22 protein-coding genes and 1 pseudogene are annotated in these 26,636 nt (G+C 70.6%); 7 read left to right on the top strand and 16 right to left on the bottom strand.

Annotated elements, in window-relative coordinates; genetic code table 11:
• Window positions 1-17: 17 nt before the first annotated feature.
• Window positions 18-293: a hypothetical protein gene (locus OG252_RS00225; protein WP_266452994.1), complete on the top strand. Its 276-nt coding sequence runs from the start codon at window positions 18-20 to the stop codon at window positions 291-293.
• Window positions 294-470: 177 nt separating this feature from the next.
• On the opposite strand, the gene OG252_RS00220 is transcribed toward OG252_RS00225, so the two are convergent.
• Window positions 471-1,328 carry an ABC transporter permease gene (locus OG252_RS00220; protein ID WP_329332737.1) on the bottom strand — a complete coding sequence of 286 codons (858 nt, stop codon included), beginning with the start codon at window positions 1,326-1,328 and terminating at the stop codon, window positions 471-473.
• A complete protein-coding gene (locus OG252_RS00215; protein ID WP_329332735.1) occupies window positions 1,325-1,933 on the bottom strand; it encodes an ABC transporter ATP-binding protein in 609 nt (202 codons plus the stop codon). The genes OG252_RS00220 and OG252_RS00215 overlap by 4 nt, the downstream gene beginning before the upstream one ends.
• Window positions 1,934-2,142: 209 nt before the next feature.
• On the opposite strand from OG252_RS00215, the gene OG252_RS00210 reads away from it, so the two are divergent.
• Window positions 2,143-4,425 carry a polyprenyl synthetase family protein gene (locus OG252_RS00210; protein ID WP_329332733.1) on the top strand — a complete coding sequence of 761 codons (2,283 nt, stop codon included), beginning with the start codon at window positions 2,143-2,145 and terminating at the stop codon, window positions 4,423-4,425.
• Window positions 4,426-4,798: 373 nt separating this feature from the next.
• On the opposite strand, the gene OG252_RS00205 is transcribed toward OG252_RS00210, so the two are convergent.
• On the bottom strand, window positions 4,799-5,416 hold the full coding sequence (locus OG252_RS00205) for an FAD-dependent oxidoreductase (protein WP_329332731.1): 618 nt from the start codon (window positions 5,414-5,416) through the stop codon (window positions 4,799-4,801).
• Window positions 5,417-5,443: 27 nt separating this feature from the next.
• On the opposite strand from OG252_RS00205, the gene OG252_RS00200 reads away from it, so the two are divergent.
• Window positions 5,444-5,779: a hypothetical protein gene (locus OG252_RS00200; RefSeq protein WP_266453251.1), complete on the top strand. Its 336-nt coding sequence runs from the start codon at window positions 5,444-5,446 to the stop codon at window positions 5,777-5,779.
• Window positions 5,780-5,952: 173 nt separating this feature from the next.
• Here OG252_RS00200 and OG252_RS00195 read toward each other — a convergent pair whose 3' ends face one another.
• Both OG252_RS00195 and OG252_RS00190 read right to left on the bottom strand, forming a co-directional pair.
• Window positions 5,953-6,720 (bottom strand): alpha/beta hydrolase family protein, encoded by a 768-nt coding sequence (locus OG252_RS00195; protein ID WP_329332728.1) that lies wholly within the window; start codon window positions 6,718-6,720, stop codon window positions 5,953-5,955.
• Between the two features lie 788 nt (window positions 6,721-7,508).
• Entirely contained in the window at window positions 7,509-7,634 is a 126-nt protein-coding gene (locus OG252_RS00190) for a hypothetical protein (protein ID WP_266452999.1), read from the bottom strand.
• A gap of 982 nt (window positions 7,635-8,616) precedes the next feature.
• On the opposite strand from OG252_RS00190, the gene OG252_RS00185 reads away from it, so the two are divergent.
• The gene (locus OG252_RS00185) at window positions 8,617-9,264 is read left to right on the top strand and encodes a lamin tail domain-containing protein (RefSeq protein WP_329332725.1); all 648 of its coding nucleotides are present in this window, start codon (window positions 8,617-8,619) and stop codon (window positions 9,262-9,264) included.
• Between the two features lie 335 nt (window positions 9,265-9,599).
• On the opposite strand, the gene OG252_RS00180 is transcribed toward OG252_RS00185, so the two are convergent.
• Both OG252_RS00180 and OG252_RS00175 read right to left on the bottom strand, forming a co-directional pair.
• On the bottom strand, window positions 9,600-10,178 hold the full coding sequence (locus tag OG252_RS00180) for a class F sortase (RefSeq protein WP_406498752.1): 579 nt from the start codon (window positions 10,176-10,178) through the stop codon (window positions 9,600-9,602).
• 192 nt (window positions 10,179-10,370) lie between these two features.
• Window positions 10,371-10,529 carry a hypothetical protein gene (locus tag OG252_RS00175; RefSeq protein ID WP_329332723.1) on the bottom strand — a complete coding sequence of 53 codons (159 nt, stop codon included), beginning with the start codon at window positions 10,527-10,529 and terminating at the stop codon, window positions 10,371-10,373.
• A 563-nt stretch (window positions 10,530-11,092) separates the two neighbouring features.
• Here OG252_RS00175 and OG252_RS00170 point away from each other — a divergent pair.
• The 3 genes and pseudogenes from OG252_RS00170 to OG252_RS00160 form a co-directional block, all read left to right on the top strand.
• Window positions 11,093-11,647, top strand: a pseudogene (locus OG252_RS00170) (telomere-associated protein Tap); the annotation flags it as partial.
• A gap of 1,038 nt (window positions 11,648-12,685) precedes the next feature.
• On the top strand, window positions 12,686-12,829 hold the full coding sequence (locus tag OG252_RS00165; protein ID WP_329332721.1) for a hypothetical protein: 144 nt from the start codon (window positions 12,686-12,688) through the stop codon (window positions 12,827-12,829).
• 42 nt (window positions 12,830-12,871) lie between these two features.
• Complete coding sequence (locus OG252_RS00160) at window positions 12,872-13,102, top strand: hypothetical protein (RefSeq protein WP_329332719.1); 231 nt, start codon at window positions 12,872-12,874, stop codon at window positions 13,100-13,102.
• A gap of 131 nt (window positions 13,103-13,233) precedes the next feature.
• Here the strand turns inward: OG252_RS00160 and OG252_RS00155 are convergent, their stop codons facing one another.
• The 9 genes from OG252_RS00155 to OG252_RS00115 all read right to left on the bottom strand — a co-directional run bounded on the left by OG252_RS00155 (window position 13,234) and on the right by OG252_RS00115 (window position 26,603).
• On the bottom strand, window positions 13,234-15,294 hold the full coding sequence (locus tag OG252_RS00155) for a glycoside hydrolase (protein ID WP_329332717.1): 2,061 nt from the start codon (window positions 15,292-15,294) through the stop codon (window positions 13,234-13,236).
• Window positions 15,295-15,723: 429 nt separating this feature from the next.
• A complete protein-coding gene (locus tag OG252_RS00150) occupies window positions 15,724-16,356 on the bottom strand; it encodes a hypothetical protein (protein ID WP_329332714.1) in 633 nt (210 codons plus the stop codon).
• 7 nt (window positions 16,357-16,363) lie between these two features.
• On the bottom strand, window positions 16,364-17,347 hold the full coding sequence (locus tag OG252_RS00145) for a TniB family NTP-binding protein (protein ID WP_329345046.1): 984 nt from the start codon (window positions 17,345-17,347) through the stop codon (window positions 16,364-16,366).
• Between the two features lie 104 nt (window positions 17,348-17,451).
• On the bottom strand, window positions 17,452-19,572 hold the full coding sequence (locus tag OG252_RS00140; RefSeq protein ID WP_329332712.1) for a transposase: 2,121 nt from the start codon (window positions 19,570-19,572) through the stop codon (window positions 17,452-17,454).
• Window positions 19,569-20,501 carry a TnsA-like heteromeric transposase endonuclease subunit gene (locus tag OG252_RS00135; RefSeq protein ID WP_443068372.1) on the bottom strand — a complete coding sequence of 311 codons (933 nt, stop codon included), beginning with the start codon at window positions 20,499-20,501 and terminating at the stop codon, window positions 19,569-19,571. The genes OG252_RS00140 and OG252_RS00135 overlap by 4 nt, the downstream gene beginning before the upstream one ends.
• Window positions 20,502-20,617: 116 nt before the next feature.
• On the bottom strand, window positions 20,618-21,994 hold the full coding sequence (locus OG252_RS00130; protein ID WP_329332710.1) for a DNA-binding protein: 1,377 nt from the start codon (window positions 21,992-21,994) through the stop codon (window positions 20,618-20,620).
• Window positions 21,995-22,172: 178 nt separating this feature from the next.
• On the bottom strand, window positions 22,173-23,192 hold the full coding sequence (locus tag OG252_RS00125) for a helix-turn-helix domain-containing protein (RefSeq protein WP_329332709.1): 1,020 nt from the start codon (window positions 23,190-23,192) through the stop codon (window positions 22,173-22,175).
• 11 nt (window positions 23,193-23,203) lie between these two features.
• Window positions 23,204-23,470: a hypothetical protein gene (locus tag OG252_RS00120; protein ID WP_329332707.1), complete on the bottom strand. Its 267-nt coding sequence runs from the start codon at window positions 23,468-23,470 to the stop codon at window positions 23,204-23,206.
• Window positions 23,471-24,218: 748 nt separating this feature from the next.
• A complete protein-coding gene (locus OG252_RS00115) occupies window positions 24,219-26,603 on the bottom strand; it encodes a Helicase associated domain protein (protein WP_329332705.1) in 2,385 nt (794 codons plus the stop codon).
• Window positions 26,604-26,636: the final 33 nt, after the last annotated feature.

Raw genomic sequence — 26,636 nt, 5'->3', positions numbered from 1 at the left:
GAGACTGAGGAGTTCACGTGCCCCAAACCGCCCGCCGCGCCCCCGACACCACGGCAGCCCGCGAGGCCCTGCACCGGGCGCTGCGGCTCCTGGACGACCAGGACAACCCGAACGCGCTCGCCGAGGCCCGGGCGGCTGCCCAGACGGCGGTAGACGCAGTGCCCTACCCATGGCGGCAGCCGCACTGTGCCGAGTACCGGCGCAATGCGAGGGAAGACACCTGTCACAGCCGCACCTGCACCCGTTGTGCTGCGCTCAGGGCCGGCGACCCCATGCCGGACGACGACTACTGATCAGCAGGCCCTCCATCGACGCACTCCCCGCCTGGCCCCCCGGCTCGCAGGAGCAGGGCGGGCCTTCTGGCAGCCCATGCGGCCGCCACATGGCCCGCAGGGGTCTTGGGCCGCTGGCCCGGAGCAGCGAAAGACCCTGGGCCGCACAGCGTGCCCGGGGGTCCTGCCCACCAGCCTTTAAGCCGTGGGTTTGGCGCTGTCCGGCTGCATGTCGTGCTCGGGCTGCCGTGGAGGGATCAGGCGAACCTGTCCGCGCTTTGGCAGGGTGTTGCGGGTGCGGCGGTGGAAGGCGAGGAAGCCGACCAGCGCGGCCGCGGTGAACCACAGGAGCTGGATGGCGAGGTACTCGGGCAGGGGAGTGGTGGAGAGTGCGGCGCCGGTGCTGGCCTGCATGGCGCCGTAGGAGGGCAGGTAGCGCACGATGGAGCCGTCGGAGCTGGAGCTGTAGAGGGGGTTTTGCAGGGCGAGGTCGATGACGCTGGTCATCAGGATGGCGAACATGCCCTCGACCTCGCGGCGCAGCAGGGAGCCGAAGGCGACGCCCAGGGCGCCGTACGTCAGGCCGGCGCAGAACAGTGCGGCGGCGAAGACGACGGGCTGTTCGGGTGCTTGGAAGGCGCAGGTGAGGGCGGTCGCGTAGGCGGCGACGGCGGCGGAGGCCAGTGCGAGGCCGGTGATCTTGGCGAGGACGAGATGGGTGCGGGGGTAGCCGGCCAGGGCCAGGCGGCGGTCGAAGTGGCCGCCGGTGAAGGTGGCCGCGAACATCATGAACCCGATGATCAGGGTGACGGCGTTGAGGACTCCGGTGATCTCGGTGATCTGGTTGCCGCCGGGGGTCAGCACCTCCCCGGTCGCCCGCAGCCGGAACCGGATCTCGGTGCTGGGCACGGACAGGAATCCCAGTGCGGTCCAGGCGGGGATGAAGAGGGCGATGAGCACCATGGCGAAGCGGTTACGCAGGTGCTCGGTCAGCGCGTAGCGGGTGGCGGTCGCGAAGAGGGTGAAGTGCCGGCTCAAGGCCAGCTGGTGCTTCATGCGGCCCGTTCCGTGGTCGGGTCGTGCAGGAGGCCGCCGTCCAGGCGCCACAGCACGTCGAGGCGTTCGGTGTCGTAGGCGAGGTGGGAGACCACGAGGATGGAACGGCCCTCGTCGCGCAGCCGGGCGGCCAGGTCCCAGAAGCGTTGGTAGGTCTCCCAGTCGAAGCCCTGGTAGGGCTCGTCCAGCAGGAGGACCTGCGGGTCGTGCATGAGGGCCAGGGTGAGGTTCAGCTTCTGCCGGGTGCCGCCACTGAGTACACCGGCCCGCTCGTCGATGTACTCGCGCAACCGGAGGGTCTCCATGACCTCTTCGGCCCGCCGCAGGTCTGTGAGGCCGTAGGCGGTTTTGAAGAAGTCCAGGTGCTGACGGATGGTGAGGGCGTCGTTGAGGACGGCTGTCTGCGGGCAGTACCCGAACCTGCCGTGATGACGGACCCTGCCGCGGTCCGGGCGGAGTTCACCGGAGAGGATCTTCAGCAGCGTGCTCTTGCCCGCTCCGTTCTCCCCGACGATGCCGGCCAGCACGCCCGGCCGCAGGTCCAGGTCGATACCGCGCAGCACCACGCGCTTGCGGTAGGCGTGGTGCACATCGCTGACTTCCATCTTGGGCGGCTTCCTCCGGCATCGTGGCGCCATGGATGGGCTGGACCCCGTCCAACGCCCGGCAGGGGCGTGAAGGAACGGCATCGTCCAAGATCGGCGGAGCATGTCATCCGATGAGGTGGAGATCGGCGTGATCGTCGCCGGCCGGGTCGGCGGCGGACCTAGTTTCTGCTGATGTGACCACCCCCCTTTCTCCCTCCACAGTGCCGGTGCCTGCGCAGGCACCGCACGGATCCGTCGACGCGGCGGCCTTCGGCACTCCTCACCCCTCCGCGGGCGTCGAGATCTGGTACCTGACCGGGCACATGCGTGATGAGGACGGCCAGGAGCACACCTGGACGCTCAGCATCCTGCGCCACCATGATGCGCAGGACTTGGCCGCCGGCCCTGGCTACTGCCTGTGCGTCACCCACCACGGCCCGGCGGGCCTGGCCTACGGCACGTGGATCACACCCGCTGCCCTGCGGGTGGTCCGTCAGGCGCTCGACGGTGACCACACGATGGATCCGCGGGTCCGCACCGCACTGTCCGAGGCCCTGGCGCAGGGCCCGCTGCTGCCGGACCGGCTGCTGCAGCAGCCGGTGACCGAAGCGTCCGGGGCACTGGACATCACCGTCGGCGATCTCGCGGCGCTGCGCCGCGAGGAGGATGGAACCTTCCGCCTGTCCTTCCGGGAGCACGCCCAGTTCGACCTGGTCCTCACCCCGGCCAAGCCGGCGGTGCCGCAGTTCGCCCCCACGGGGCGCCTTCCCGGTGACCCGACCGGGCTCACCTCGCTGTTCCTGCCCCACCTCGAGGTCCAGGGCACTCTGATCGACGGGGACGGCACGCGCAAGCGGGTTCAGGGGCGGGCCTGGTTCGAGCAGGACTGGGGCGCCACCTACTACCGCAACCCGCAGACGCGCGGGCTGTCGGACCTGATCTGGGAGTGGACCGGGGCGCACCTGGACAACGGCTGGGAGATCAGCGCCACGCACGCGTGCACCGCCGATACCGCCACCGAAGGTTCCTCGCCGGTTTTGACCCGCGCCACCGCCGTCGCCCCCGGCGGCGACGTCCACTACCTCGACATGACGTGGCAGCCGACCCGCCACTGGACCTCACTGGCCACCCTCAACACCTATCCCACCAGCGTGCGGGTGAGCGTCCCCGCACTCGACCTGGAGATGGAGATCACCGCTCCCGAATCCGGGCGGGAGATCCGCACCCTCACCGTGGGCCGCGCCTTCTGGGAGAGCCCCGCCACCGTGCGCGGCACCATGAACGGCCTGCCCGTGTCAGGCACGGCGGTCCTGCAGACCCGCCCGGACAACACCGTCGGTGACATCGAGCACTACATGCGCCGCAGCCACGACATCGCCCGCGCGGAAGCCGCCGCCGTATACCCGGACCACCCGCACGACACCGCCGCTATCAGTCTCCTGGCGGGCACGCACGACGGAACGCGGCTGGACGACACCGCACCTGCCCGTCTCCACCAGGCCCTGGTCGCCCCGGTCCTGCATCTGCTGGACAATCCCGGGCGCTCCTGGCGCCCCTACATCTCAGCGACCGTCCTGGGCCTGCTGGGCACCGACCCCGAGCCCTACCGTGCTCTGACCGCGGCCACCGAACTCATGCACACCTCGGCCCTGATCGTCGACGACATCCAGGACGGCTCCCTGACCCGACGCGGCCGGCCGAGCGTCCACGAGGTCTTCGGCACCGCCGAGACCATCACCTCCGGCACTCTGGGCTACTACACCTTCGACCCTCTCTTCCAACGCGTCCCCCAAGCCGATGCGCCCACCATGCTGCGCATCTACCAGCTCTACCTGCGGGCAATGCGCGCCGGCCACGCCGGACAGGCCCTCGACCTCGCCGGTCACCACGCCGCGTTCGACGAAGCCGTCGAGAGCGGCGACCCCCGTCCCCTGCTGGAGCAGATCCGCACCACCCACCGCCTCAAAACGGGCAGGCTTGTCCGCTGCACGGCGGAGATCACCGCCATCCTCGCGGGGGCCGACGAACCGCAACTCGCGGCGATCTCCCGGTACTTCGAGGACGTCGGCATCGCCTACCAGATCAGTGACGACGTCATCGACCTGTACGGCCAGGTCAGTCCGGACGAATACCGCCAGGGCATCACCGTGCGTTCCCCCGCCGAAGACCTCGCCACCGGCACCGTCACCTACCCCGTAGCCCACGCCACCGGCCTCCTCGGCAAAGCCGACCGTAAACGCCTGCACACGGCCCTTCAGGCACGCACCGACGCTGGCGCCATCGAAGCGTCCGACCTTCTGATGCGCAGCGGCGCCCTCGACGTCTGCCTCACCGAAGCCCGCACACTGGTCGACCACGCCTGGCAGACCCTCGACCCGCTGCTCCCACCCACCCTGCACAAGGTGATGGTCCGGGCCCTGGGCTGGTACGCAGCCCAGCGCGTATCCGAATACGACCCGCACGCGCCCATCCGCCCCACCTCATCGCTCAGCCACACTGCCCCTCATTGAGGCGGGTCGGGAGCGATCACGTTCCGCAGGTCGACGATCGCGCACAAGACCCGGTGCTGCGTCAGTTCTGACAGCGCTGCCGGGTGCGTGAAGCCCTGCTCGCGCCGTCCTGGTCGGGCGACCAGGACGGCGCCACGGATCTGGCCGAGCCATGCTCACCCCCGACCACGGCTGGTCAGCACCAGCCAAGGTGTGTCGGCTGCAGCGGCCGCGCGTCATGCCCGCCGATGCGCGGGGCCGGTCCAGTGGACTCGTTGGTCGGGGTCGTGGACGGGGGTCTTCGGTCCAGGCGGGCAGCAAGTCCCGTCTACGCAAGGCGATTGTGTCCAGGCGGTGCTCGCGGGCGCTGATCAAGCGCCGAGGGGGAGGGCGGTCAGCCCAGGTCGAAGGCGTTGGGAAGGCCGAGGCGGTAGCGGGTCTCGTCGTGTTTCTTGAAGCTCTCCAGTTCGGGCGCCTCGTACATGGGGATCACAGGAGCGCGCTGGGCGCCGGACCCGGTCGCGTCCAGAAGGGCGTTGGCGGCCAGCTTCCCGGAGGTGTTGGCGCCCTCCATCGTCGCGAGATCGACGGGCACCTGCACGTAGTCTCCGGCCAGGAAGAGATTGGGGATCTTGGTGCGGGCGGTGGGGCGGTGGGGCGGTGGGGCGGTGGGGCGGTTGAACCACGTGCCCTTGGGGTGGACGAGCAACTGCTCGTCGTTGGTGGGATTCGCGGTGCCAGTGCCCTGGATGGCCGGGTCCAGGTGCCAGCGGTGCAACGTCCGGTCCTTGAGGACCGGGTGGCCAGTGTCGTTGAGTGCGGCCTTCATCTGGGCCCACACCTCGCGCGCGATCTCCTCCCGCGTGCACTCCTTGGCCGTCTTGCCATAGAGAACGCCCGGCTTGTCCCACTCCGAGACCACCGCCGACACGATCTCGACGGACCGGCCATCGCCGTACTCGGCGGGGAAGTCGATGCCGTCCCAGTACTGCGGCTCGCTGCGCGAGATCACCGACCAGGCAGAGGGGATGTAATTGACATGGCCTCGGATGATCGGCGCCGGCTCGGTCAGGAAGTACTGGATCCCGCCCATCCAGTCCGTCTCCAGGCGGTCACAGCGCCCCAGCTGGGGGTCCTCAACCAGCGGTTCCTGGGCCGACTGTCCACCTTCGGCGACGACCGGCACACGACGAACTACTGCCTGCTGACCGGCAAGGCGGTCCTGCAGGCCAACGCGGTGGCCTGGACTCTGGTTCCCGAGAACGTCAGGCACTACCTACGGCAGCAGGTGCGGTGGAACAAATCGTTCTTCCGCGAATCACTGTGGATCATTCGGGTCGGAAAGATCCTACAGGCACGTCACACCTCTACATGATCGCCGGTGACCGCCCAGCGTGCACCCGCGCATGATCAGCAGCCGAGGGCACATCCAGGGTTGCGTGCGGCATGAACCCGGCGCCCGCTTCGGCCGCCACTACCCCACCAGGCGTAACCTGCGCACCGGGCTCTGGAGACGTGCGGTCCGGCAGTCGAGGTCCACCGGCGCAGTCACCGGGGTGCTGGGTGCCGGGTGTGGGCCAGGCATTCTTCCGCGAAGGCCAGGGCCTTGAGGTGGTAGGCGCGGGCGGTCCAGCCGAGGCTGATGTTGTGGCCGGCGTGAGGCAGGCGGTCGACGACGATGCGTGGAGCGGCGGACAGCCGCCCGGTCAGGTCCGCGATCGCGTCGTCGTCGTGGCGCCACCAAGCCTCATGCTGAGCGAAGGTCAGCCGGACGGGCACCCGGATGCGCGGCAGCAGTACAGCCGAGAGCCGCGTCCAGCTTGCCACCGCGCCGACCTCATGCTCAGGCATCGGCGCCACCGCGGTCCGGCTCGCCTGGAATGTCTCCACTGGATACAGGCTCAGCGGCCCCCAGTTCAGCCGCCGCAGGCCCGGCCCCGGGCCGACCGATGCGGGATTCTGGGCGAGCCTGCGCCCGCACCCCGAGACATCCACGCCCAGCACCTCCGGCGCGCCGCTGTCCGCGGCGACGGCGAAGGCGACCTTGGCCCCGAAGGAATGCCCCAGCAGCACGGTGCCGGCACCGGGTGCGTGACGGGCCGTGAAGGCGCCCACTGCGGCCCGCACGGTCGCGGCCTGCGCGGTCAGTCTCTGTCCGCGGGGAAAGCTGCCGTATGACGCGCCGTAGCCGGGGCGGTCTAGTGCCAGCACCGTGTAGCCCAGGCGGGCACCCAACGCCAGCAAGGACATATCCGGGTTCGCCTGGCCATCGAAATAGCCGGCGTTCATTCCTCCGCCGTGCAGCGCAACGATCACCGCGCGAGCGCAACCGTCCGCGGGCTCACTCAGCAATCCGGACAGTGTGACACCGTCCGCCTCGATGCTGACAGGCCATACGCCCGGGGACGTCTGCCTGTCGCGCCCTTGCGGGACAGCGGGTGTTCGGGAAGGGGAAAGCGCGCGCACTGCCCCGCCAGCCGAATGCAGCACAACAAACTCCTCCGCGATCATCCCAAGCCGGGCAGAACCAGAGCAGCGGCCCCCGCTCCTCATCCTCCAAGCCGCGCCCGACCCCGGCCAGCCGGGCCAGCCAGGCTTTCCGCCATCCGAGGAACACGGCCCCCACGCGGCTGACGCCGCACGGGCGGCGATTGCTACCCGCGCGGCCAGGTGGCGTGAGTCGTCCCGGCCACTGGCGCGGCCGAGGTCTTGAGCGTTCACCCGCCGTGCTGCACGAGGGGGATCGCGGCGTGCGCGGTACACCGTTCGGCTCCACACTGAGGACGTACGCGGTCCTTCTCCTGGACACGACGAGACGGAAACCGCGTGGGGAACGTCCGCCTGCACGTCATCCAGCAGCCTCCAGCGAAATATGGCCCGAATCAGCCCGACACCCAATCCCTGGGAGGCGCTGTGGCCCTCATAGCCGTGTGCTTGCCCGCGCTGATGCTGGTTCTGATCCTTGCCTTGGGGATGTTCGAGGACTTCGTACTCCGTCCCCCGCCGCCGCCTCCGGAAGAGATGGAGCGTCCTGAGACCGCTGCACACGAGCGCTGAACCCCGGGTAGGTGCTCAGCCGGCCTGGCTCACGACTGATCGTGGGATCAGAGCGCGATGGCGCCGGTCGGTCCCCCCTCGTGGCGATCACGCTGGCCGTGCCAGAGCAAGGCGATCATTGCGGTGATCCCTTCCACCGACGAGGGAGCACTGTTGCTGTCGGAGATCACCATCTCGTATGTGTCCGCAGCTTGGGTCAGGTGTGCGCGTACCTTGCCCCAAAGTGGACCCTGGGTCCTGAGGAAGGAACCTGGGACAGGCCACGTCCTGACTGCTGCAACCGCGTGCCGGTAGGCCGCTCCGGGCCTGGTCGCGGCCTGACCCGGCTGGAAGGTAAGTCACCGAGACCATCTGGCGGCGTTTGCCCGATAGCGTTCCAGCACTCCAATGGACAGTGCTGAAGCGGCCATCAGACCGAACACGATCGAGCTCGAACCCCCGCCGTGCTCGCGCTCCCAGACACGGAATCCGGCCAGCAGGACAACGAGCATGAGCAGCGCGACCTGTATCCACCTGACGACCACGGCCCTCTGACCACGGTCATCACCATCGTTGCCTCTTGTGGGCACCGGGGCTCCTCTACTTCTCAGGTGCGCTGACTGTACTGGCGCGCTACCCAACTGCGGATTCCCTGGTCGAGATTTCGACCCGCCCCGAGCGCGTCTACCTCGGCTTCTGTCTGACGAAGAAGTCCCACCGGGTGCCCCCGCAGTACTTGAGTGACATCAAAGTCGCTGACATCGATCACGAGGCTCGCCGCCAGAGGACTCCCGAAGTGAAGCCGACATGGCCAGTCATGCTGCGGCAGCGGTATGCGTTGTTTGTGGTTGTTGCTCACTTTCGGGTGATGGGCGGGGTTTTGGCGGGGTGGCGGGTTGTGGCGGGGCGGGTGCCTCTGCCGTGGTCTGTGCGTCTTTCTCGGCCTGGCGGGCCGTCAAATTGGTGCATTCAGTGTGTAGATGGATGTTGCAGTCGAGAGTCACAGGAATGTGGGCAATTGGTAACAGGGTTCGTGTGTCGTGGGTCGGGTGTGTGCCGGGGGTCAGGGTGTGGGTGTGCGGCTGACCGGCCGCTCCCCGCCCTCGCACTGTCCTCGCGCGTGGCTCGTTGCTGGGCCGCGTGCGGGGTGGTGCCCGCACCCTGCAGGAGGACCTTGTGTCCGTTTCGACTGTTACTGTCCGTCGTCTGGCTGCCGTCCCGCTGGCGGCCGCTGCCGTGATCGGGGCGGTGGCGCTGCCGGCGTCCGCCGCCGACCACCCGCGTGCGGACCGCACGCGGGTGGAGATCAGCAGCGTGCAGTACGACTCCCCGGGCCGTGACAACCGCTCCAACCGCTCTCTGAACAAGGAGTGGGTGGAGCTGTCCAACACCACTCGCTACAGCGTGAACCTGGACGGGTGGACGCTCACGGACGAGGACGGCCGCACCTACACCTTCGACGGCTACCGCCTGGACGGGCGTGCCACGGTGCGTATCCACACCGGCGAAGGCCGCGACACCCGCACGGACCTCTTCCAGGACCGCCGCCACTACGTGTGGGACAACGACTCCGACACCGCCACCCTGCGCAACCACCGCGGCCGCTTCATCGACGACGCCTCCTGGGGCAGCGACCGCCACCACCACGGCGACCACCACGACCACGGCCGCAGCGACCGCAGCGACCGCAGCGAACACGGCGACCGCAGCGAGCACCACGGAGACCGCAGCGGGCACCACGGCGACCGCAGCGGGCACCACGGTGACCGCAGCGGGCACCACGGTGACCGCGGCCATCACCACGGTGACCGCTTCCACGGCTGACCCGCACACGCGCGCGTGCCGGTGACGACCGAACACGCCACCGGCCCGCTTGCAAGACGGCGGCGCGCCCGGCCCCTTGACGGCCGGGCGCGCCGCAGCCGTGCGCGTGGCGCTGCGCCCTTCATCGCCGGTCAGGCGCGGCCCGCCGGGAGAGCCGGTCATCACGCAGTGCACCCGAGCTCGGCTCGGACCGTTCATCTCGCGGCAGATGACCGACCATCGCTTACAACGTCAACGACGCCCGTCACCAGCCGTCACCACCGACTACGGAACAGAGCCGAACGTCTTACAGCCCTCCGTCTGCGGGGCATGACGAACAGGCTGGTTCGGTGTGGTCACGTCACCGCGGTCAGCGTTGCGAATACGACGACATTGCCTTGGTAGCCAGTTTCTTCGGCGTATTCACCCCCACAGGTGATCACGCGTAATGCGGGCCAGGGGGAACTGCCGTAGACCTTCTCGTCCGGAAACGCCTCCTTGTCGTAGAGCTCGACGGCGTCGACCGTGAAGACCGCTGTTCGCCGGTCTGCCCGGGTGATCTCGATGGTGTCGCCCTTGGCCAGTGCTCCGAGCCGGTAGAAAACCCCGGGTCCTTCCGGCGTGTCGACATGTCCCGTCGTGATGGCTGTCCCCACTGAGCCGGGAGTCGTGCCGTCGCCGTACCACCCGGCAAGGGCCGGCATATCTGCTGATGGTGGGCGCAGTGCTCCTGTCTCGTCGAGGGTCAGTTCCGTCATGGGGGCATTCACGCTGATGGCGGGGACCCGCAGCCGCACCGGATCAGACGGAGGCAGCGCCGACACGGAGGGGTGGTGGGCCGGTGCGGTACTGCTGGGACCGGGCCGCAGGGAGGGGGAGAAGGACTGCGCGGTCGAAGGTTGCGGAGGCTGTCCGCCCCGGAGCGCCGTGGTCATCAGCATCAAGCCCGTCAGCAGGGTGCAGACGAGGAACTTGGTGGAGGGGGTGAACGGGGAGGAAGGATCCACGGGCTCGTCGCCGGGTGCCATTGCTCTAGCGCCTTTGCTTCGCGGCCGAAATGAGTGACGGGAGCGACTCGAGCCCCCGGACCGACACAGGCCCGGGGGCTGGGCCGATGGAGCAGAGTGTCAGGTGCGGGCACCGGCCGGGCGGCGGCGCATCTTGATCGCGCCTCCGGCGGCTGCTCCGGCGAGCAGCACCGCCCCCAGGGCAAGCTGTGTGCCCTTGTCGTTGCCCGCCCCGAAACCAGCATCGACTGCACCGCTGGGGTTGCCGGTGCCGACCATGTACGTGCCCGTGACTTTGACTCGCGGCGGGCACTTCAGAGTGACGGTGTAAGCACCGGGCTCGGTTCCACTCGGCACCTGGAATTCGCCGGTCAGTACGCCCGTGCGGTCGCCTGGGAAGAGGTGGAACGTGCCTCCTGCCTCGGCCTCGCCCTTCCCATAGGTCTCCGAGCCACAGGCTGTGGTGCTGACGCGGACGGTGGAGCCTGGGGCGGCGTGTCTCGTGCTGATGTGGACATCTGAATCACTGGTGGGGCCGCTCGCGGCTGCTGCGGCTGGGCTCGACAGACCGACGGCACCGAGAACCAGACCGATGCCGGCGCCTGCACACTTGATACGCATGAAGTTCCTCCGGGGAAGCAGTGGCCGGCCGGAATGCGCGGCACCGTTGTTGTGCTCCGCTCATGAGAAAACCGACAGACCGTCAGGGCTGCAACACGGCATACGGACGGATGGGTCACTCGGCCACACCCAGCGACCGCAGTCCTTTGATCATTTACGCAGGTGAGCGGCTTCGAGGGAGAGATTGGAAGAATGCACCGCACCGGTGACGAAGGCCAGCGTGCATCCCGTCGTGGAACGCGCTGGACGCCCGGCACTGGGGCGAGGCCGGGAAGCTCCCGCCGGCGGACCTCGCCCGCGTGCTGGGCGTGTACGCGTCGCGGGTGATGACGCCGCGTGGTTCGACCGCGGTGACCGGTCTGGAGCTGATGACCGCTCTGCACCCGCCGACCCGCGCCTCCGAGCCGGACACCGACGGCAAGCGGCACTCCGAGCACAACCCCGGCTCGCTGGGCAAGGACCCGGTCGACTGCGCGCCGTGCGAGGCCCCCGACGGGCACCCGCTCCTCAAGGATCTGCCGCGCTTCCATGTCCGCGGTCCCGGGGAGAAGCTGTTCGAGGAGGCGTACGACTGGGCGCGGCCGATGACGGATGCCGAATGCACGCTGCGGCATCTGGTCGGCATCGACGTGAACATGGCCTTCGCCGCCGGCGCCAACGGCCTGATCGTCGGCGTCGGTGCGCCGAGGCACGTCAAGGCGCCGGTGTTCGATGCGAAGCTGCCCGGCTCCGGGTTGGTCGACCTGTCCCACGCCGAACTGTCGAGGGTGAAGGTCCCGGTTGCCCGCCGCGGCCCTCGAGCCAGCCGGGAACCGGCATCGCGTCACGTATGACGGCCCACTCCGCGTCGCTCCTGTCGGACGGATACTTCGGTCGCCTGTACGGCCGGTCCCTGGCGTTCCCGAACCGGTGAGCGAGACAATCACACGACAGGGACGCCGAGTTGGACGACATCGACGCCGGCACGGAAGACTGCAGCACCAGAGGCCTCCTGCTGCTCGGTTGGATTCGACACCCACGAGCTGTGCGGGAGGCCCGCTTTCATGCCCGGCCGGCCACGAGATCACCCGACCGAGGCGCCGACCTCGAACTCACGCCCACCAAGATCGATAGAGCAACAGCTTCTGACGACGTATCCGCAGCTCACCACACCCTTCAGGCTGTGGTCGGGAGCCCGACATCCCCCTCTGCACACCCCCGCGTCACCCCAGAACAGAAAGAAGGGAAGGGGAGGGACGGGCGGCGGAAGGGGCGTGCGGCCGGGGGATCGGGGCGTCTGCTCGTCCTGTTGCGCGTCGGCGGGGCCTCCGGGCTTCGCACCGGCGGGGCCGGCGCACCGCAAGGGAGCGGGGCAAGTGCGGCTGCCGTGGGGTCAGCGCGCGGCAGACTCGCCGGTCCCCTGACGCGTGTCGGGCTCGTAGAGGGCGCGGGCCTCAGTCACGGCCCGCTGCCAGCTGCGGTCACTGCCGCCGTGCTGGCGTGCCAGCTGTGCGGCGATGCCGCGCCGGTCTCCGCCGGCCTGCCGGAGTTCCTCGAGGGCGATGGGCGACGGCCTCGTCGCGATGGGCGCGGCTGGGTCCGCCTCCCTGGTTGCCCCGGCCGTCTCCTTTACGCCGTCCAGCCGCCTGCAGACGACCTGTCCCGACGTCCTCCTGCCAGGCCGCCCAGAACGCCTCCACGGCCTCCTGGTCGTAGTAGTGGACCCGTTCCAGCGTGCACGCCACCTCCGGATACCGGCGCTTCTCCGGCTGCTGCTCACGCTCCCCATATCCGGAGTCCAGAAGCGGACTCATCTCCGGCGAACAGGACGGGTCATGACAGAGGATCAGGTAGCGGTCGTACCGGTCGTCCCCCCGGCGCCGCCGGCCCGGCCCGGGGACTACGACGCCGCGACCCGGGCCGTGCTCGACCACATCGACGGCCAGGCAGTGCGCGCCATCGCCGTGGCCAAGGGGTAGACACCCGGCACCGTCGACCAGCTGGGCGGACTCATCCGCAGCATGCCGGCCGCCAGGTATCCCACGGATTGGAGCCGGGCCCTGGAGCTTCTCCTCGTCGACCCCGACCGCGGCCTGAACCTGCGCAACGACATCTGCTACGGCTTGATCGGCACACCACTCAGGCACCGCGTCGCGCTCATCCTCCAGGCCGGGCTGTACCTGCTCAGCTGCGCCCACGGACATCGAACGCTCGCACCCCTCACCCAGCCCCTTAAGTTCCAGCACGGCTGAACCTCTCGTGGCAGCCTCCCCCAGATGGGACGACGCCCCCGAGACCTCGCCGCCGGGACACGGCGGTGAGGGGCGGGGGCGTCGTAGGTGAGGGGTGGAGAGTGGCGGGTGGGTGCCGGTGGGCGGGTGTGTTACTCGGTCTGCGCGGCGGCGGTCGTCACGTCCGTCACCTTCCAGCGCTGGTTGGTGCCGGAGTTCGCCAGCCATACGCCCACGCCGGCTCCCTCGTTCGTGGACTGGCCGTTGACGTCCGCGAGTCGGCCGGTGGCGGCGTTGACGAGGGTCCAGGTGCCGTCGCCGGTGGTGGACATGATCCACTGGGCGGCGCTGTCGGGGCGGCCTTCGGAGGGCTCTGCCACCAGGGCGCCGTCCCGGACGGCGAGCCGCTTGTCCTCGGCGGCCTCGCTGAAGGTGTACCGCTTGCGGTTGTCGGTGCCGGTGATCCGCTCCAGGCGCCACTGCTGACCGCTGGGGTCGGTGGAGTCGGCGCTCTTGATGACGAGGCCGGTGCCGTTGTCGGCGATGGTGAGGTCCTTGCCGCTCTGGACGCCGGTCAGCCGGTAGGTGTGGCCCTTGCGCAGCTCGGCCGCGTCCTTGGCGACGCCGGAGACTCCCTTGACGAGGAAGGACGTCACCGACTGGGCGGGCACGGTGAGGGTCGCCTGCTGGCCGGTGACCCGGACGGGCCTCTGCTTCTCCAGCTTGCCGTCGGCGCTGGTCACCACCGGGGTGACGGTGGCGTGGGAGGAGATCCGGCCGAACTTCGACAGGTCGAGCGTGACATCGCGCGCCTCGGTGGTGCTGTTGACGTGGACGACCGTCGCCGCGTTGCCCTTCTTGGAGATGGCCGCGGTGCTGGAGGTGTCGTCCGTCTTGATCAGCCGGTCGCCGGGCTTGATGTAGTGGGTGAAGTTGCGGGCCGTGTCGAACTTCGTGTTCGTGTAGATCGGGCAGGTCTTGAGGGTGTCCGCGGACGTGCAGCTGAACGGGAGCTGGATCTCGCCCCAGTTGCCGCCCTTCGCGGACTCACCGCCGGGCTTCATGTTGTCGTAGTCCTCGACGGGCTGCCAGAACACCCAGGCGCTGGGCTCCAGTTCACGCAGGTCGTCGACCATGCGCTGGGCCAGGCCCAGGCCGGGCCGCATGTCCGTGAAGCTCTGGCCGTCGCCCCAGTCGCCCTCGACCTCGCTCATCCACAGCGGCTTGTCCGCGGCCTTGGCCAGGTCACGCACGGTGGTGCGCTGGCCGGTGCCGTAGGTGTGAACGTTCATCTGGCCGACGAGGTCGCGGACCTCCTGGGGGTAGGAGTTCCAGTTGGTGGCGAACAGGCCCGGGTTGGTCTCGTCCATCGCGGAGGTCTCCGCGTTCGTCCTGGACGCCTCCAGGGTCGGGGCCAGTGCGCGGATCACCTTCTGCTGGAGCTCGGGGCCGATGTGGGCGCCCTCCTGCCGGCCGCCGACGGGCTCGCCGTCCGCACCGAGCTTGGTGCCCCAGTAGCTGGTGTTCGGCTCGTTGAACGGGTCGAGCGTGTCGACCTTGATGCCGTGCGCCTTCTCCAGGCGCTCGGTAGCCCCCACCAGGTACTTGGCGAAGTCCTCCACGGACTCGGTCTTCAGCTGGTCCTTGCCCGCGTCGAAGTTGCCGGAGACGTACCCGCTCTCGGTCATGAACCACGGCGGCGAGTTGCTGAACGTCTCCCAGTGGGTGATGTCCTTCTTGATGCGGTCGATCCACCACCGCTGCGTCTTGTCGGCCTTGTTGTTCCAGTCGGCGGGGTCGTCGGCGTCCCACCAGTCGACGTCCTCGCGGGTGGTGCCGGCCGGAGCCTTCCACCAGCCCTCGACCGCGCCGCCGGCGCGCAGGTAGTCCTTGACGTCCGGGGCGTTGCCGCCGCCGATGTTGTAGCGGGCGATGTTGAGGGCCAGGCCGTCGTCCCCGAAGAGGAGCTGGGCCAGCTTCTCGCGTACCGCGGGCGGGTAGTCGCCGGTGGCGTTGGCGAACCAGACCAGGCTCGTGCCCCAGCCCTCGAACCTCTCCTGCTGGTAGGAGGGGTCGGGCCGGACGGTGACCGAGGCGGTGGCGGTCGGCTCCGCGGGCGCGGCCGGCACCGAGGTGGCGGCCAGGACGGTCCCGGTGGCGAGGGCTGTGATGCCGATGCCCAGGAGCCTTCTCCTACGGGTGGGGTGTGCCATCTCGAGTACTCCAGCTCTTCTGTGCGCCGCGCGTCCCGGCGGGACACAGAGATCGGGGCCTGCGTGGTGGGGGTCGGGGAGGCGGTATGTTTACGTAAACATCCAGTAGGCGTGATGTCTACACGGTGCGGATCTCGGCGGTCAAGGAGTCTGCCGGGACCGAAAGTTGCGTAGTCGAGCTGTGATTGAGAGGTTCACAGTTGGTGTGGCGTGTGGGCTGTGAGCTGGGGTGTTGTGGGTTTTATGAGAAGGGAAGGGACTTTGTTCGGGATGCTTTGGCGGTGGTGAGGGGGCGTCTGGTCTGGGGTTGTTGGCGTTGTTGATAACGGTGGTGTGGTGTTGGTGATGGTGTCTGGCATTTAAAGGGCTGGTGCGGGTTTGTGCTGGTCATCGGGTTGTTGGGTGTGCGTCGCTGCTGATTGGGCGGGTCTATGCCCTTGTTGGTGGGTGGGGGTTGGCGCCCGTCTGGTACAGGGCGGTGTCGATGTCGCGTGCACTCCAGCCGTCGGCGGGTGCTGCGCCGTGCTTGAGGAGGTCGTCGAGGAGTTGGAGGTAGCGGCCGTAGCGTCCCGGCGTGGGGGTGAGGGTGAGGCCGAGGGTGTCCAGGGCGTGTTGGACGCGGCGGTCGTAGACGGCCATCCGCTGGGGTGCTGCTGCGGTGAGGATGGCTGAGGCGAGGGCGTCGCCGGTGCGGAAGCCGGGCAGTTCCCAGATGATGCCGCGTCCTGTGCGGGCGGCTTCGCCAGGGGTGAGGGCGGTGTCGCGGACGGCGGTGACGGCCCGCTCGGTGACGGCTCGTACGTGAGTGTCGGGCAGGGACATGAGGTCTGTTGCCCAGCGGGTCTGTGCGGTCAGCCGTTTCCAGACGACGAGGGCTGCGATGTCTGTCTTGCCGAGGCTGCCGCTGTGTTCGGTGCGCTGCGCGACCTCGTGGAAGACCTCGTCGTAGTGGGGTGAGACGGCGGCGAGGTAGCCGGCGCGGGCGGGAATCAGGACGTCCCACACCCGGCCGTAGAGGGCGGTGAAGTCTTCGTCATGGGGCGTCTCAGCGCTCTTCGTCACGTCCGCATCATGCCGGTGTGGCTGGCGTGCGGGTGCGGGGGCGGCTTGCTTCTTCGGCGAGGTGGTCGAGCTGGATGGCTTCGAGTGTTTTTTTGGTGATGCGTTCGGTGCCGTCGCAGATGGCGGTGATGGCTGCTTGGCGGAGGAGGCGGGCGAGGCTTCCGATGCGGCCGGCGGTGCGTTGGTGGAGGTAGGTGGCGTGGCGGGGGAGTGTGCCGGGTGTGTGCTGCTGGAGGTCGAGGGCGTTCTCCATGTCGGTGATGAGGTCGGTGAAGGGTCGGGTGTTTCCGTGGCGGGCGGGGAGGGGGCCGCAGGTGATGAGGCTGGCGCGGCCGGCGAGTTGGGCGCCGCGGACTCCGGTGAACAGTGGGGTTGAGGCGACGTCGATGCCGGTGTAGACGAAGGTCGCTCTGATGCGTTCGGTGAGGTCTTTGAGGAGGTCGGCGGCTTCGGCGCCGGTGGTGGTGCGGGGGTTGAGGCGGTGGATCTCGTCGATGAGGATCAGACGGACGCCGGCTTGGGTGTAGGTGTGGCAGACGGCCTCGGTGATCTGGGTCTGGGTCATGCGGGTGGTGACGGGGATGCCGAGGTAGCGGGCGAATTCGGTGGCGAGGGTCTTGGCGGTGGCGCCGGGCGGCACCAGCAGGTACGCGACCGGCACCTGCTGGTGGGCGCGTCCGGGCGGGGCGGGGTGGTTGCGGGTGTGGGCGAGGTGGCAGGTGCGCCCGACTTCGAGGAGGGCGGTTGTTTTCCCGGCCGCGGCGGGGCCGGTGACGATCAGTGAAGGCCGGGCGGTGGTCTGCTGGTGGCGGCCGAGCAGCATCAGGGTGCGGACCTGGGTGGCGAGGGTGTTGATGGCGGGGGTGCGGACGGTGACGAACGCGGAGTGGTAGGCGAGGCGTTCTTCCGTGCTGCGCGGGGTGTCGCCGGGCTGGGGCGGGGTGGGGGGAGGGGTGGTGGCGAAGTCCTGCCAGCCCTGCCAGGTGGTGATCGGCCACTCGGGTTCGTTGTCATGGGCGTCCGGCCAGGGGCCGTCGGCGCGTGTGCGGGCAGGCTTGTTTGCCGGGCCGGCGGTGGTGATGTGCGGGCGGGTGGTCACCAGTTGAGGGCTTCCTGGGCTGCGTCGTAGAGGCCGAGTCCGGTGTACGGCACGGGGGCATCGCCGGGTTCGTCCTCGCCGTCGGTTTGCTCTGCGTCGTCGGGCAGGTCGTCGAGTTCGTCGAGGCTGTCGTCGTCCCGGCCGTCGGCCTGCTGCGGGATGGGAGGGTGGGGGGTGGCTGCGGTCGGGGGTGTTTTCAGCGGTGCGCTGCGGGTGATCAGGCGCTGTTCGCCGGGGGTGGCGGTGCCGGTGTGGGCGCGGCGCATGAGCTGGTCGAGGGCGTCGGCGAGGTCGGCTTCGTGGGTGTCGCGGTCGCCGTGGCGGGCGGTGACGGTTTTGACGTGCTGCCAGGTGGCGCTGTTGAAGGGCTGGTGGATGTGGTCGCGGTGGATCCACGGGATCTCGGTCAGGTGTCCGTCGGGCAGGCGGATGAAGACCTGGCGGGCGTCGTGGGGGTTGGTGTGGATCTCCCACTTGCCGCCGCGGGAGGTGATGGGGGAGGGCTGGCCGCGGTAGGGGGCCAGGACGTCCGCGTCGTAGGTGCGGTGGTCGATGCGGATGCCGCGCTGGGTGATGGCCTGCCAGCGCACCGGCAGCAGTTCGAGGTAGTCGCTGCCGCTCAACGGGAGGGGCACGTGGCCGGTGACGGCGATGAGGGCGGCCCACATCTGGTTCGGGGTCAGGGCTTTTTTGGGCAGGGTGGGGTGGCGCAGGCCTTCGTGGGGGCGGTGGTGGTAGTGGATCAGCCATTCGTCCAGCAGGTCCTGCAGCTGGGGGACGCTGAAGCATCCCTCGGTTTCGGCGTCGGGTCCGCGGCGGGTGACGTCGTAGCCGGTGTAGCCGGGCAGGTGCTGGCACAGCAGGGCGTTGATGGTGCCGAAGGTGCGTTCGACGATGCCTTTGGCGGCGGGGGCGTGGGGCGGGGTGGGCTGGACGCTGATGCCGAGGGTTTCGCAGGCGGCGGTGAACGCCGCGGACAGGTAGATCTTGCCCCGGTCGACGACGATCGTCTCGGGCACCACCACCGGCCGGGCCGCCGCGCCCTGAAGGCGTTCGTCCAGGCTCAGCAGCCGCTGGAGCTGGGGGAGCGGAGTGTGGGCGAGGCGCAAGGCGTCGGGCCAGGTGGGGCGGGCCGGGTGCGGGACGGCCATCTCGGCGAGCAGCAGGGCGGCATCCACGGCCTTGGTGCCGGCCGGGCGCAGGACGGCGGCGAGGATGGCTCGGGTGGCGACGTCGACGGCGATCGTGAGTTCGGGCCGTCCGGTGGTGCCGTCGTCGAAGACGGCCATCACGTCCAGGCGGGTGGTGTCGGCCTGTACCTGCTCGCCCGGCCGCAGCGCCACGGTCGGGGTGAAGGCCCGCCTGCCGGCCGGGGTGTTGAGGGCGCGGGCGGGGCGGTGGGGGTGTTCGGCGGGATGGGCGAGCTGGTTCACGAGCCGGTAGAAGGTGGCCTGGGAGGGCATCGGCACAGTGTCGCGGCCGTGCCGGTCGGTCAGGATCTGCGTGACCAGGGGGTTCAGGCCTTTGACGGTGCCCTTGGAGCGGCCGCGCTGGCGGCGCAGTGCTTCCTCGATCGCGGCGATGACCCTCTCGTCGGTGCGCCCGGTGGGGAGGGGGCGGCGGGTGGTGCGGTGGTCGACCAGACCCCACAGGCCCTGTTTGCGGTAGGCCAGGCGCATGCGCTGCACCGTGGTGCGCGAAACGGGCCCGAAGCCGATCGCGGTCAGCTCCGCGGCTTTGGCCTTCTCGCGCTGGGCGAGCGTGAACCGGGCAGGGTCGTACTCGGCCCGGGGCACCGAACCGCTCTCGGGCCCGCCGGGCAGACCGGACTCCACCTCGCGGATGTGCCGCTGCCAGGCCAGCGCCCTGCGGCGCGCGTCCTCGGGCGCGGTCTCGAACAGCCCCCACCGCGTCACCGCCTGGGGCATCTCGGCCCCCACGAGGCAGAAGGACGCATCGGCGAACAGGTGCCCGGCCAGCACCCGCTCCTCGTCTCCGCTCTCACCGGCCAGGTGGACCTGTTGCCCGGCCAGGGCGACCACCTGCCAGGCGCGGTCACGGAAGCGGACGTGCGCGCCGACTTCGAGGACCGGCCTGCCACCGCGCCGTCCGCTCACCGCCCGTCCCCGCGATGGCGGCCGCCGGTTCTGGGCGCCGAGCCGCCGGCGCCGTTTGCCGCGTGGCGGTCACCTGCCGCCGACGCGCTGCTGGAGGCGAGGCTCCCGGTGCCGGGCGGACATCCTTCACTGCCGGTGCCGGTGCCGGCACCGGGGCTGGGGCTGACGAGGGCCCGCTCATGCAGCGGCACGTCCAGGGGCGTGGTGAGGTGCCCGTGCCACAGGGCGTGGAAGACGGCGGGCAGGACTTCGATCGGGTCGCCGGCCGCTTCGGCGCCCTCGAGCAGCGGCCGCGGCTGTGCGAACGCCTCACGTACGGCGGCCGCGAGAGGGGGACGGCCGGCGTTGCGGGGGTGGCGGTAGCCGGCCAGCCATTTCAGATTCGCCGAACGCGTCTCATCCAGTGGCTCAAGGCGCTGGTAGCTCCAGCCGGCCTGCGCGCACGCGGCCTTAAGGACCTTCGCGGCCTTCCGGGCCCGGTCACCGCCGGCCTCCGGGCGGCTGGGACAGTCGGCCAGCACAGCGGTGCCGTCGCGGTAGCGGGCGAAGAGCTGCGGCACCCATGAACGCACCTGGCCGCTCCCGTCCCGCCACAGCAGACGCACCGGCCGCCCGGCCAGGCCGACCACCTCGGGGTCGCGGTCCAGCACCGTCAGCTGCGCCCGCATCGCGGCCGACCCGCAGGACACATGCCGGCCGGTCGTGGCCGACCACCACTGGCCGGGCCCCCACCGCCGCCCCGGCACCACCGGGAACGCCGACACCGGCTCCAGCTCCTCGAAGGCCACCGCCAGGACCGCGTCCGCCCACCGCTGCTGCACCACCTGCCCGATGGGGTCGACGAAGACCGCCTCCCACCCGGCCCCGGTATCCGTCTGCGCGTGCTGTGAGCGGCCGCCCGCTGCGGCCGCTGCGTCCTTGCTGCCCACGTACCCCAGCCAAGCCCGCCCTGCCTGGGGCGCGGGCTGCTTCACGGATATTGATCACGCAGCGACGGGCAATGAGCTGCTGTGCAAGGACGGTTCGCACATCCGTCGCCTCCTGATCACACCCACCGCTCCACGGCTGGCCATTCGTTGTGATCAGCCACGAGCACATCCGCCAGGACGTCGGCTGGCAGGCGGGCCCATTGCGCCAGATCCTCCAGTGCCATCCCGGCCGTGAGGGCTGCTGCTGCGCTCTCCCGTAGGGCCTGGTCGATCAGTGTGGCGGCGTGGCCGAGGTTGCGCAGCAACTGCTGTGCGGCGTCGGCGGTCTTGCCGTACTGAGCGCCGCGCAGCTGGATCAGCTGTTCTTCGGCGCTCTCGATCGCTCGGGTGATCAGGGCGCGCTGTTCGGCGGGCACCGCTGCCCGCCACGTTCGTGCCGAGCCGGGTGTCTTCTTCTCCTTGCCCAGCAGGCGCAGTTGTCCGGCGATGGTGGCGGGCTGGTGTTCCTGGCGCAGCCACCAGGGGTCGTTGTCGTATCCGGGAGGTCCGCCTTCGCCGCGGCGAAGGCGGATGACGGCGCCCATCCAGTTGGTCAGCGGGCTGCCGTAGTCGGTCGCGGCGAGCGGTCCCAGCCACGGGCGGTCCACGCGCTCGCCGAGCCGGCGGCAGAACATCCCGTCGGCGGGCAGCGGCCGCGGCTTGAGGGCGCCGCTGTCGATCCACGCGAGCTGAGCCATGGCCGGGTCCAGCAGCGCGTCAGCGACGGCCATCACCTCGGGGAAGATGGCCGCGTCCCGCCCCACGATCCGCCACCGCTCCAGATCCTTCCCGGCGTTGCCACCGGCGACCTGGTGCAGCCGGTGCGGCCAGATCGTCTCCTGTTGCCAGACAAGGGTCTGCTCCCACCACCGGGCCACCACCGCGTGGGCCAGCGCGAACACCCGCTCCGGCTGGGCCCCGGCGCGCAGCGCCCGCCGTGCCACCCCGGTCCACCGCCGCTGCGCCGCGGCGACTTCCGGCACGCCGCGCAGATCGAGGTGCTCCAGGGGCTGGTCGGCGTCCGCGTCCAGGAGCCACCACCCGTGCCGGACACACACCCGCTGCCAGCGCTGCGCATACCGCACCACCCGCACCGCCGTCCCGGTGCGCCGGGCGGTGCACAGGCGGCAGCCGAACGTCACCGGCCCGGCGAGTGCGCCGCCGATCCGCCACGCAGCCGCGGGCCCGGCGTCCTGTCCGGCCGGCAGTTTGGCGTCCTCCTGCCCCCAGGACGGCAGCGCCCGCGCCAGGACGTCTTCCTCGACGCCGCACAGGCCTGCCAGGAGCTGCCGTCCGGCTGCGTTCAGCAGCACCTCGGCATCGGCCCGCGCGCCCCCGCCGTCGTGCCCCGGCGGGTAGTTGCGCCAGTGCCAGCACGACCGCAACGCCTTCGCTTCCATCCCGTAGAGGCTCGCGATGCGGCAGATCAGCGACGAGGTCGTCTCCGTGGCCAAGGGGGCGACGCGAACCACTCCGCAGCGATGGCCGCTGCCATGGGCTGTGCCGGGGCCGTTCCCCACGTTTCGTCACCCTTCCTGGGCTGATGCGTTCGGCGCGTGACGTCCCTGAGCGAGCATCGGCATGCCCACGCACATGAGGGTGCGGCCGCGGCCGGCTGCCTGCTGCGGCCGGTCAGGACGCGACCCGCACGACGGTCGGGACCTGCGCCCGTGCTGCGGGGCGACCTGCGCGGCCGGACGGTCGGCGCGGCCCCTTCGTCTTCGCTGCCCCGCCGGCGCCCGACCGGCCTCCTTCGGTGTTCATCGGCGTGGACTCCCCGGCGAACACGGTCTGCATGTCGTCGTGAGCGAGCGACAGAGCCGGCAGCAGGGGCTGCTCCCGGTGTGTCCTGCCGTTGCGGGCCGCTTCGGATGCCAAGTAGCCCTTCACCCCGCCTGCGATGATCTCCTCGACCGTGGCGGACGGCAGCAGCGACAAGAAATGCTTCCACTGCTGCTCGCGGACAGCCGGACTCTGCTCGGGTGCCGGCCGGGCGGATGTCAGGCGCTGCAGGCGGCGCAGGGCGGCCTGACGGCGAAGGGCGTTCCACTCGTCCGGCACTTCCTGCGCGGCCGTGGCCGCAGCGGAGGCGCTGCTGATCCTGGTGAAGGCGGCCGTCCACGCGGTGTGCTGCTCGAGCGGGACGCCGCAGCCGGTCAGGAAGGCCTGCAGCTGCTGGACGTCGGCCGGGATGGTGTTGCGGTTAACGATGCGGGCGGCGCTGCTGACTGGCAGAGCCAGCGGGTTGCCCGAACGTTCCCTGATCTCACGCAGACTCAAGGCACCCGCCTGCTCCCACACCACCTCCAGTGCCCGGCTCAAGTCGGCAGCGTCCGCGATGAGTTCGGGCCTCGGAGCCCGCAGTTGCGCCAGCCGGCCGCGTTCTTCGACGCGGGCCTCGCGCCACAGGGCGCCCGCGGCCCGCACCGCCTCCTGGCCGCCGTCGCAGCCCTCCACATACGCCTCGGCCGTCGCACGTTTGGGAACCACGGTCCCGGAGGCAGCCCGCTTCAATGTGGCCGGCGATAGCCCCGTCCGGCGGGCCAGCGTCTCGTATGTGATGCCGGCCGTTTCCCGCCACTGGCGCAGGTGCTCGGCCAGCCGTCCGCGGGCAGGTCGGCTGTGGTCCACGGGCTTGTCTCTGCGTCCCATACGGCGGCCGCCTACTTCCCGGCCGTGGCGCGCAGGACCGCGCTGGCCAGCCCGGCAAGGCGGCGGCGGCCGCCGCCGGCGGCGATCGCCGCGACGCCCAGGGCGCCACAGCCCCCCAGCAGGATGAAGACGTCCTGCAGTGGCATCCCGGTGACGTGCAGGATGCTTCCCAGGACGGGGAAGGAGACGGCGGTGAACGCTTGCGGCGCACCGAAACGGGGGAGGGGATCCGTCTGGCTGGCCTCGGTGCGAGGCGCACGGGTGCTGTCGATCGACATGCGAAGTCCTTTCAGCAGCCCCGGGGCCAAGGCGCGGCGATTCCGGGGCGGGTGAGCTGCTACTGGCTGCAAATCCCTTTGGCGCAAGGGCGATTGGCGTCACCGCTTGCACCGGGCATGTCTCCATCATTCCAGTCCCGGGCCGTTTGCCGCAGGAAGATCGACGACCTCAATACGCCGTATTGGCGAAATGACCGTTTTTTGGTTCCCTGGTGTCCAAGGGAGCGGTTCTCACTCCCTCACCACGCCTCACCGCCGTGGCACCGCCTGAACAGCGCTGCCGCCGCGACGCCGTGCTCGCCGGTCGCGTGCCGTGCCGGGATGGTTCATCCGTGTCCATGCTCGGCTTGCCGCAACCCCCCTCTATCAGTGATGGTGGGCCGCAGAACACCACGAGGCCGGTCTTCCGGCCCGCGAACGTCCTTGACTGCTACTGGCTGCAACCGAAGCTGACAGGGACACCCGGCAGGCTTACGTTGGCGCGTGAACTGCCCGCACCAAGCCGGCGCCCGTCAACACGGCGCCGGCTTACTCGCGTCCACCGCCGTTCGCCAAAATCCCGCCGTTGGCCGCTGTTCCACCGCTGCAGGGAAGCCGCTGTCCTCTCGCGCGCTCGCCTACGGGGGCTTCACACCCGGCCCGGCAACCGCCGAGTACCGCCCGTAGGCCCGCAGCAGCACAACACGATCTGCATCACTCACATGGCGCCGGAAGAGGCCTGGCACGCCCTTCCTGCCGTGATGGCCCGTCATGGATGGGATCGGGGCCTCTGGCGACGGCCGAGCCGCCCGGTGAGGGTGTGCTGCCATGCCTGGTCGGTGGCCGGGAGGGCAGCGTGGCAGATACGGGTGAGGGTGCCGTCGGCCAGCCAGCTCAGGTAGCGGAGCCGGCAGGTCTGGAAGGGGCCCAGGGCCTGGGGGAGGCGTGGCCAGGCCTGCCGGGTGCAGGTGATGTGGATGATGGCTTCCAGGATCTGCCGTTCGCTGCGGCGGCGGCTGCCGGTTCGTGGGGGCGGGGGCAGTAGGGCGGACAGGGTGTGCCAGGCGGTGTCGCTGATCCGCGGCTGCCACACCGGTACTTTGCCGGCCAGCGCGTTCAGTTGGCCGATCAGGTCCTGCTGTTGTGGGTGCGGCAGTGGCTGCCGGTCCTGCTGCTCGGCCAGCCAGGCGGTGGCCTGCTCGGTATCCGGTGCGCCGGGCCACCAGGCGAGGCCGTCGGGGAGGCCGGCCAGGTGGTGGCGGCAGGCCCACCACATGCGCTGCCAGGCGACCGGCCACGGGGGATCCCACCAGGTGTCGATAGCGGTCAGTTGCCGGCCCAGGCGGGTGGGCCGGCCGGTGGCGTGCTGGCGGTGGCGCTGGGAGTTGAGCCAGTTGCCCAGGGCGAAGCCGTCGTCGGTGCGGGTGGGCTTGGAGACGGCGAGGTGGCCGTGGCGGGCGGCGTAGGCGCGGGCCTGGGCCAGGCCGTCGGCGGCCGGGCGCCGCCGGCCGGGCCAGGCGTTGAACCGTTCGGCCTCGGCCGCGGTCAGCCCGAGCTCGGCGAGCAGCTGCTGCTGGCCGTCGTGCAGCTGCGGGTAGTGGGTGATCTGGTGGCGCAGCCACCGCTCCAGCCAGCGCGGCAGCCCCTGCAGGTTGTCCCCGCCGTGCACCGGCCCGTGCTCTTCCACGTGGGTGCGGGCGCGGTACCAGGCGCGCTGCCAGCCGACCGGCCACGGCGGATTCCACCACGCATCCAGCGCGTCGAGCTGCGCCGCCTGCCGGCGGGTCAGCGACGCCGCGTCGGCCCGCCGGTTGGCCAGCCACCGCCCCAGATCGAAGCCCGCACCGGCCGCGGTGTGGGGGAGCGCCAGGTGTCCCACGCGTGCCGCGTGTGCCCGCGCGTGCTCGAGCCCCTCGGCGAACAGCTCCTCGTGCTGCCGGGCAAGGCCCTGACCCTGCCCGCTGCGCCGCGGCACAGCCGGCTCCGCCCGCCACCCTCCCGCCCCCGCCCCCGCGTCCGGCACTGCCGCACCGCCTGCACCCGCGCCGGTATCGAAGGCGGCTGCCGGCAGACGCAGGCCCGGGCCCACCTCCACGGGCCGGTGCGCGCTGCGCACCCACCACATCCCCCGCCCAGGCGGCGGCAGCATCCCCGCGGGCCGGCGCTGCTCGCGGGCCACCGCCTGCACCCACATCGACAACGGCCCTGCCTGATCAGGCTGTTCGACATCCCCCAGCCAGTCCCGCCCCAGCCGGGCACCCAACACGGCCACGAACCCCTCACCGCCCGGCCTGCGCACCAGAGCCGGCGCCGCGCCCCGGGCAGCCAGCTCCCGCACCGCCGGATCGCTCAACGCCGCCGCCACCGTCACCACCTCGGGAAAGACCACCACGTCCCGCACCAGCAGCCGCCACTGCCGCTCGCCCCAGCCCGCCGGCCCCGGATCCCGCCGGCAGGTGGCCGCCACTACCTGCTCCAGACGCGGCCCCCACACCCTCTCCCGCGCCCAGAACTCCTCCCGCTCCCACCACCCGCACACCACCGCCCGCGCCAGCGCGAACACCTCCCCGCCCACCACACCCACACCCGCGCCCGCCCGAGCCCGGACCAGCCGGCCAAAACGCCGCTGCGCACCGTCCAACTCCCGCCCCAGGCCCCCGACATCGGCGAACTCCCACGGATGCCCCTCACCCGCATCCAGCAGCCACCGCCCATGACGCACACACAACCGCCGCCACCGCGCCCGGTACACCCACACCCGCCCCGCCCCCGCCCCCGCCCCGCGTCTGGCCGCACACAGCCGGCAGCCGGACACCACCGGCCCCCACTCCGAGGACCCCACCCGCCACCGCGCCCACCCTTGCCCCCCACCGCCACGGCCGGCCAGCGCTGCAGGCCCCGCCGACCACGACGGCAACGCCCACGCCAGATGCCCGCCCGGCACCCGGCACCAGCCGGCCAGCTGCTCCTGCGCCGCCTCGTCGAGAAGCACCTCGCCGTCCGGGCGCACACCGCGCCCTGGATGCATGGGATTCGCCCACCGCCACCACGCCGTCAGGTCGCCGGCCTGCAGCCCGTAGGCGGCCGCGACCCGGTGCAGGAACGACCACGTCGTCTCACCGGACACCGGCACCACCCGCAACACTCCACGCACACCCTCACTCGCCTTCCGGTGCAGTTGCCCGGC

The sequence above is a fragment of the Streptomyces sp. NBC_01352 genome (assembly GCF_036237295.1).
In the GTDB taxonomy this organism is placed as follows: domain Bacteria; phylum Actinomycetota; class Actinomycetes; order Streptomycetales; family Streptomycetaceae; genus Streptomyces; species Streptomyces plumbiresistens.
This window is presented reverse-complemented; position numbering and strand designations above follow the sequence as displayed.

Coding starts and splice junctions, on each gene's coding strand:
- OG252_RS00160 (WP_329332719.1), top strand. CDS start 12,872: ATGCCGGCCGCCAGGTATCCCACGGATTGGAGCCGGGCCCTGGAGCTT.
- OG252_RS00180 (WP_406498752.1), bottom strand. CDS start 10,178: ATGACCACGGCGCTCCGGGGCGGACAGCCTCCGCAACCTTCGACCGCG.
- OG252_RS00215 (WP_329332735.1), bottom strand. CDS start 1,933: ATGGAAGTCAGCGATGTGCACCACGCCTACCGCAAGCGCGTGGTGCTG.
- OG252_RS00120 (WP_329332707.1), bottom strand. CDS start 23,470: ATGTCGATCGACAGCACCCGTGCGCCTCGCACCGAGGCCAGCCAGACG.
- OG252_RS00200 (WP_266453251.1), top strand. CDS start 5,444: ATGGCCTCGGATGATCGGCGCCGGCTCGGTCAGGAAGTACTGGATCCC.
- OG252_RS00155 (WP_329332717.1), bottom strand. CDS start 15,294: ATGGCACACCCCACCCGTAGGAGAAGGCTCCTGGGCATCGGCATCACA.
- OG252_RS00125 (WP_329332709.1), bottom strand. CDS start 23,192: ATGGGACGCAGAGACAAGCCCGTGGACCACAGCCGACCTGCCCGCGGA.
- OG252_RS00190 (WP_266452999.1), bottom strand. CDS start 7,634: ATGGTGATCTCCGACAGCAACAGTGCTCCCTCGTCGGTGGAAGGGATC.
- OG252_RS00165 (WP_329332721.1), top strand. CDS start 12,686: ATGACAGAGGATCAGGTAGCGGTCGTACCGGTCGTCCCCCCGGCGCCG.
- OG252_RS00175 (WP_329332723.1), bottom strand. CDS start 10,529: ATGGTCGGCACCGGCAACCCCAGCGGTGCAGTCGATGCTGGTTTCGGG.
- OG252_RS00220 (WP_329332737.1), bottom strand. CDS start 1,328: ATGAAGCACCAGCTGGCCTTGAGCCGGCACTTCACCCTCTTCGCGACC.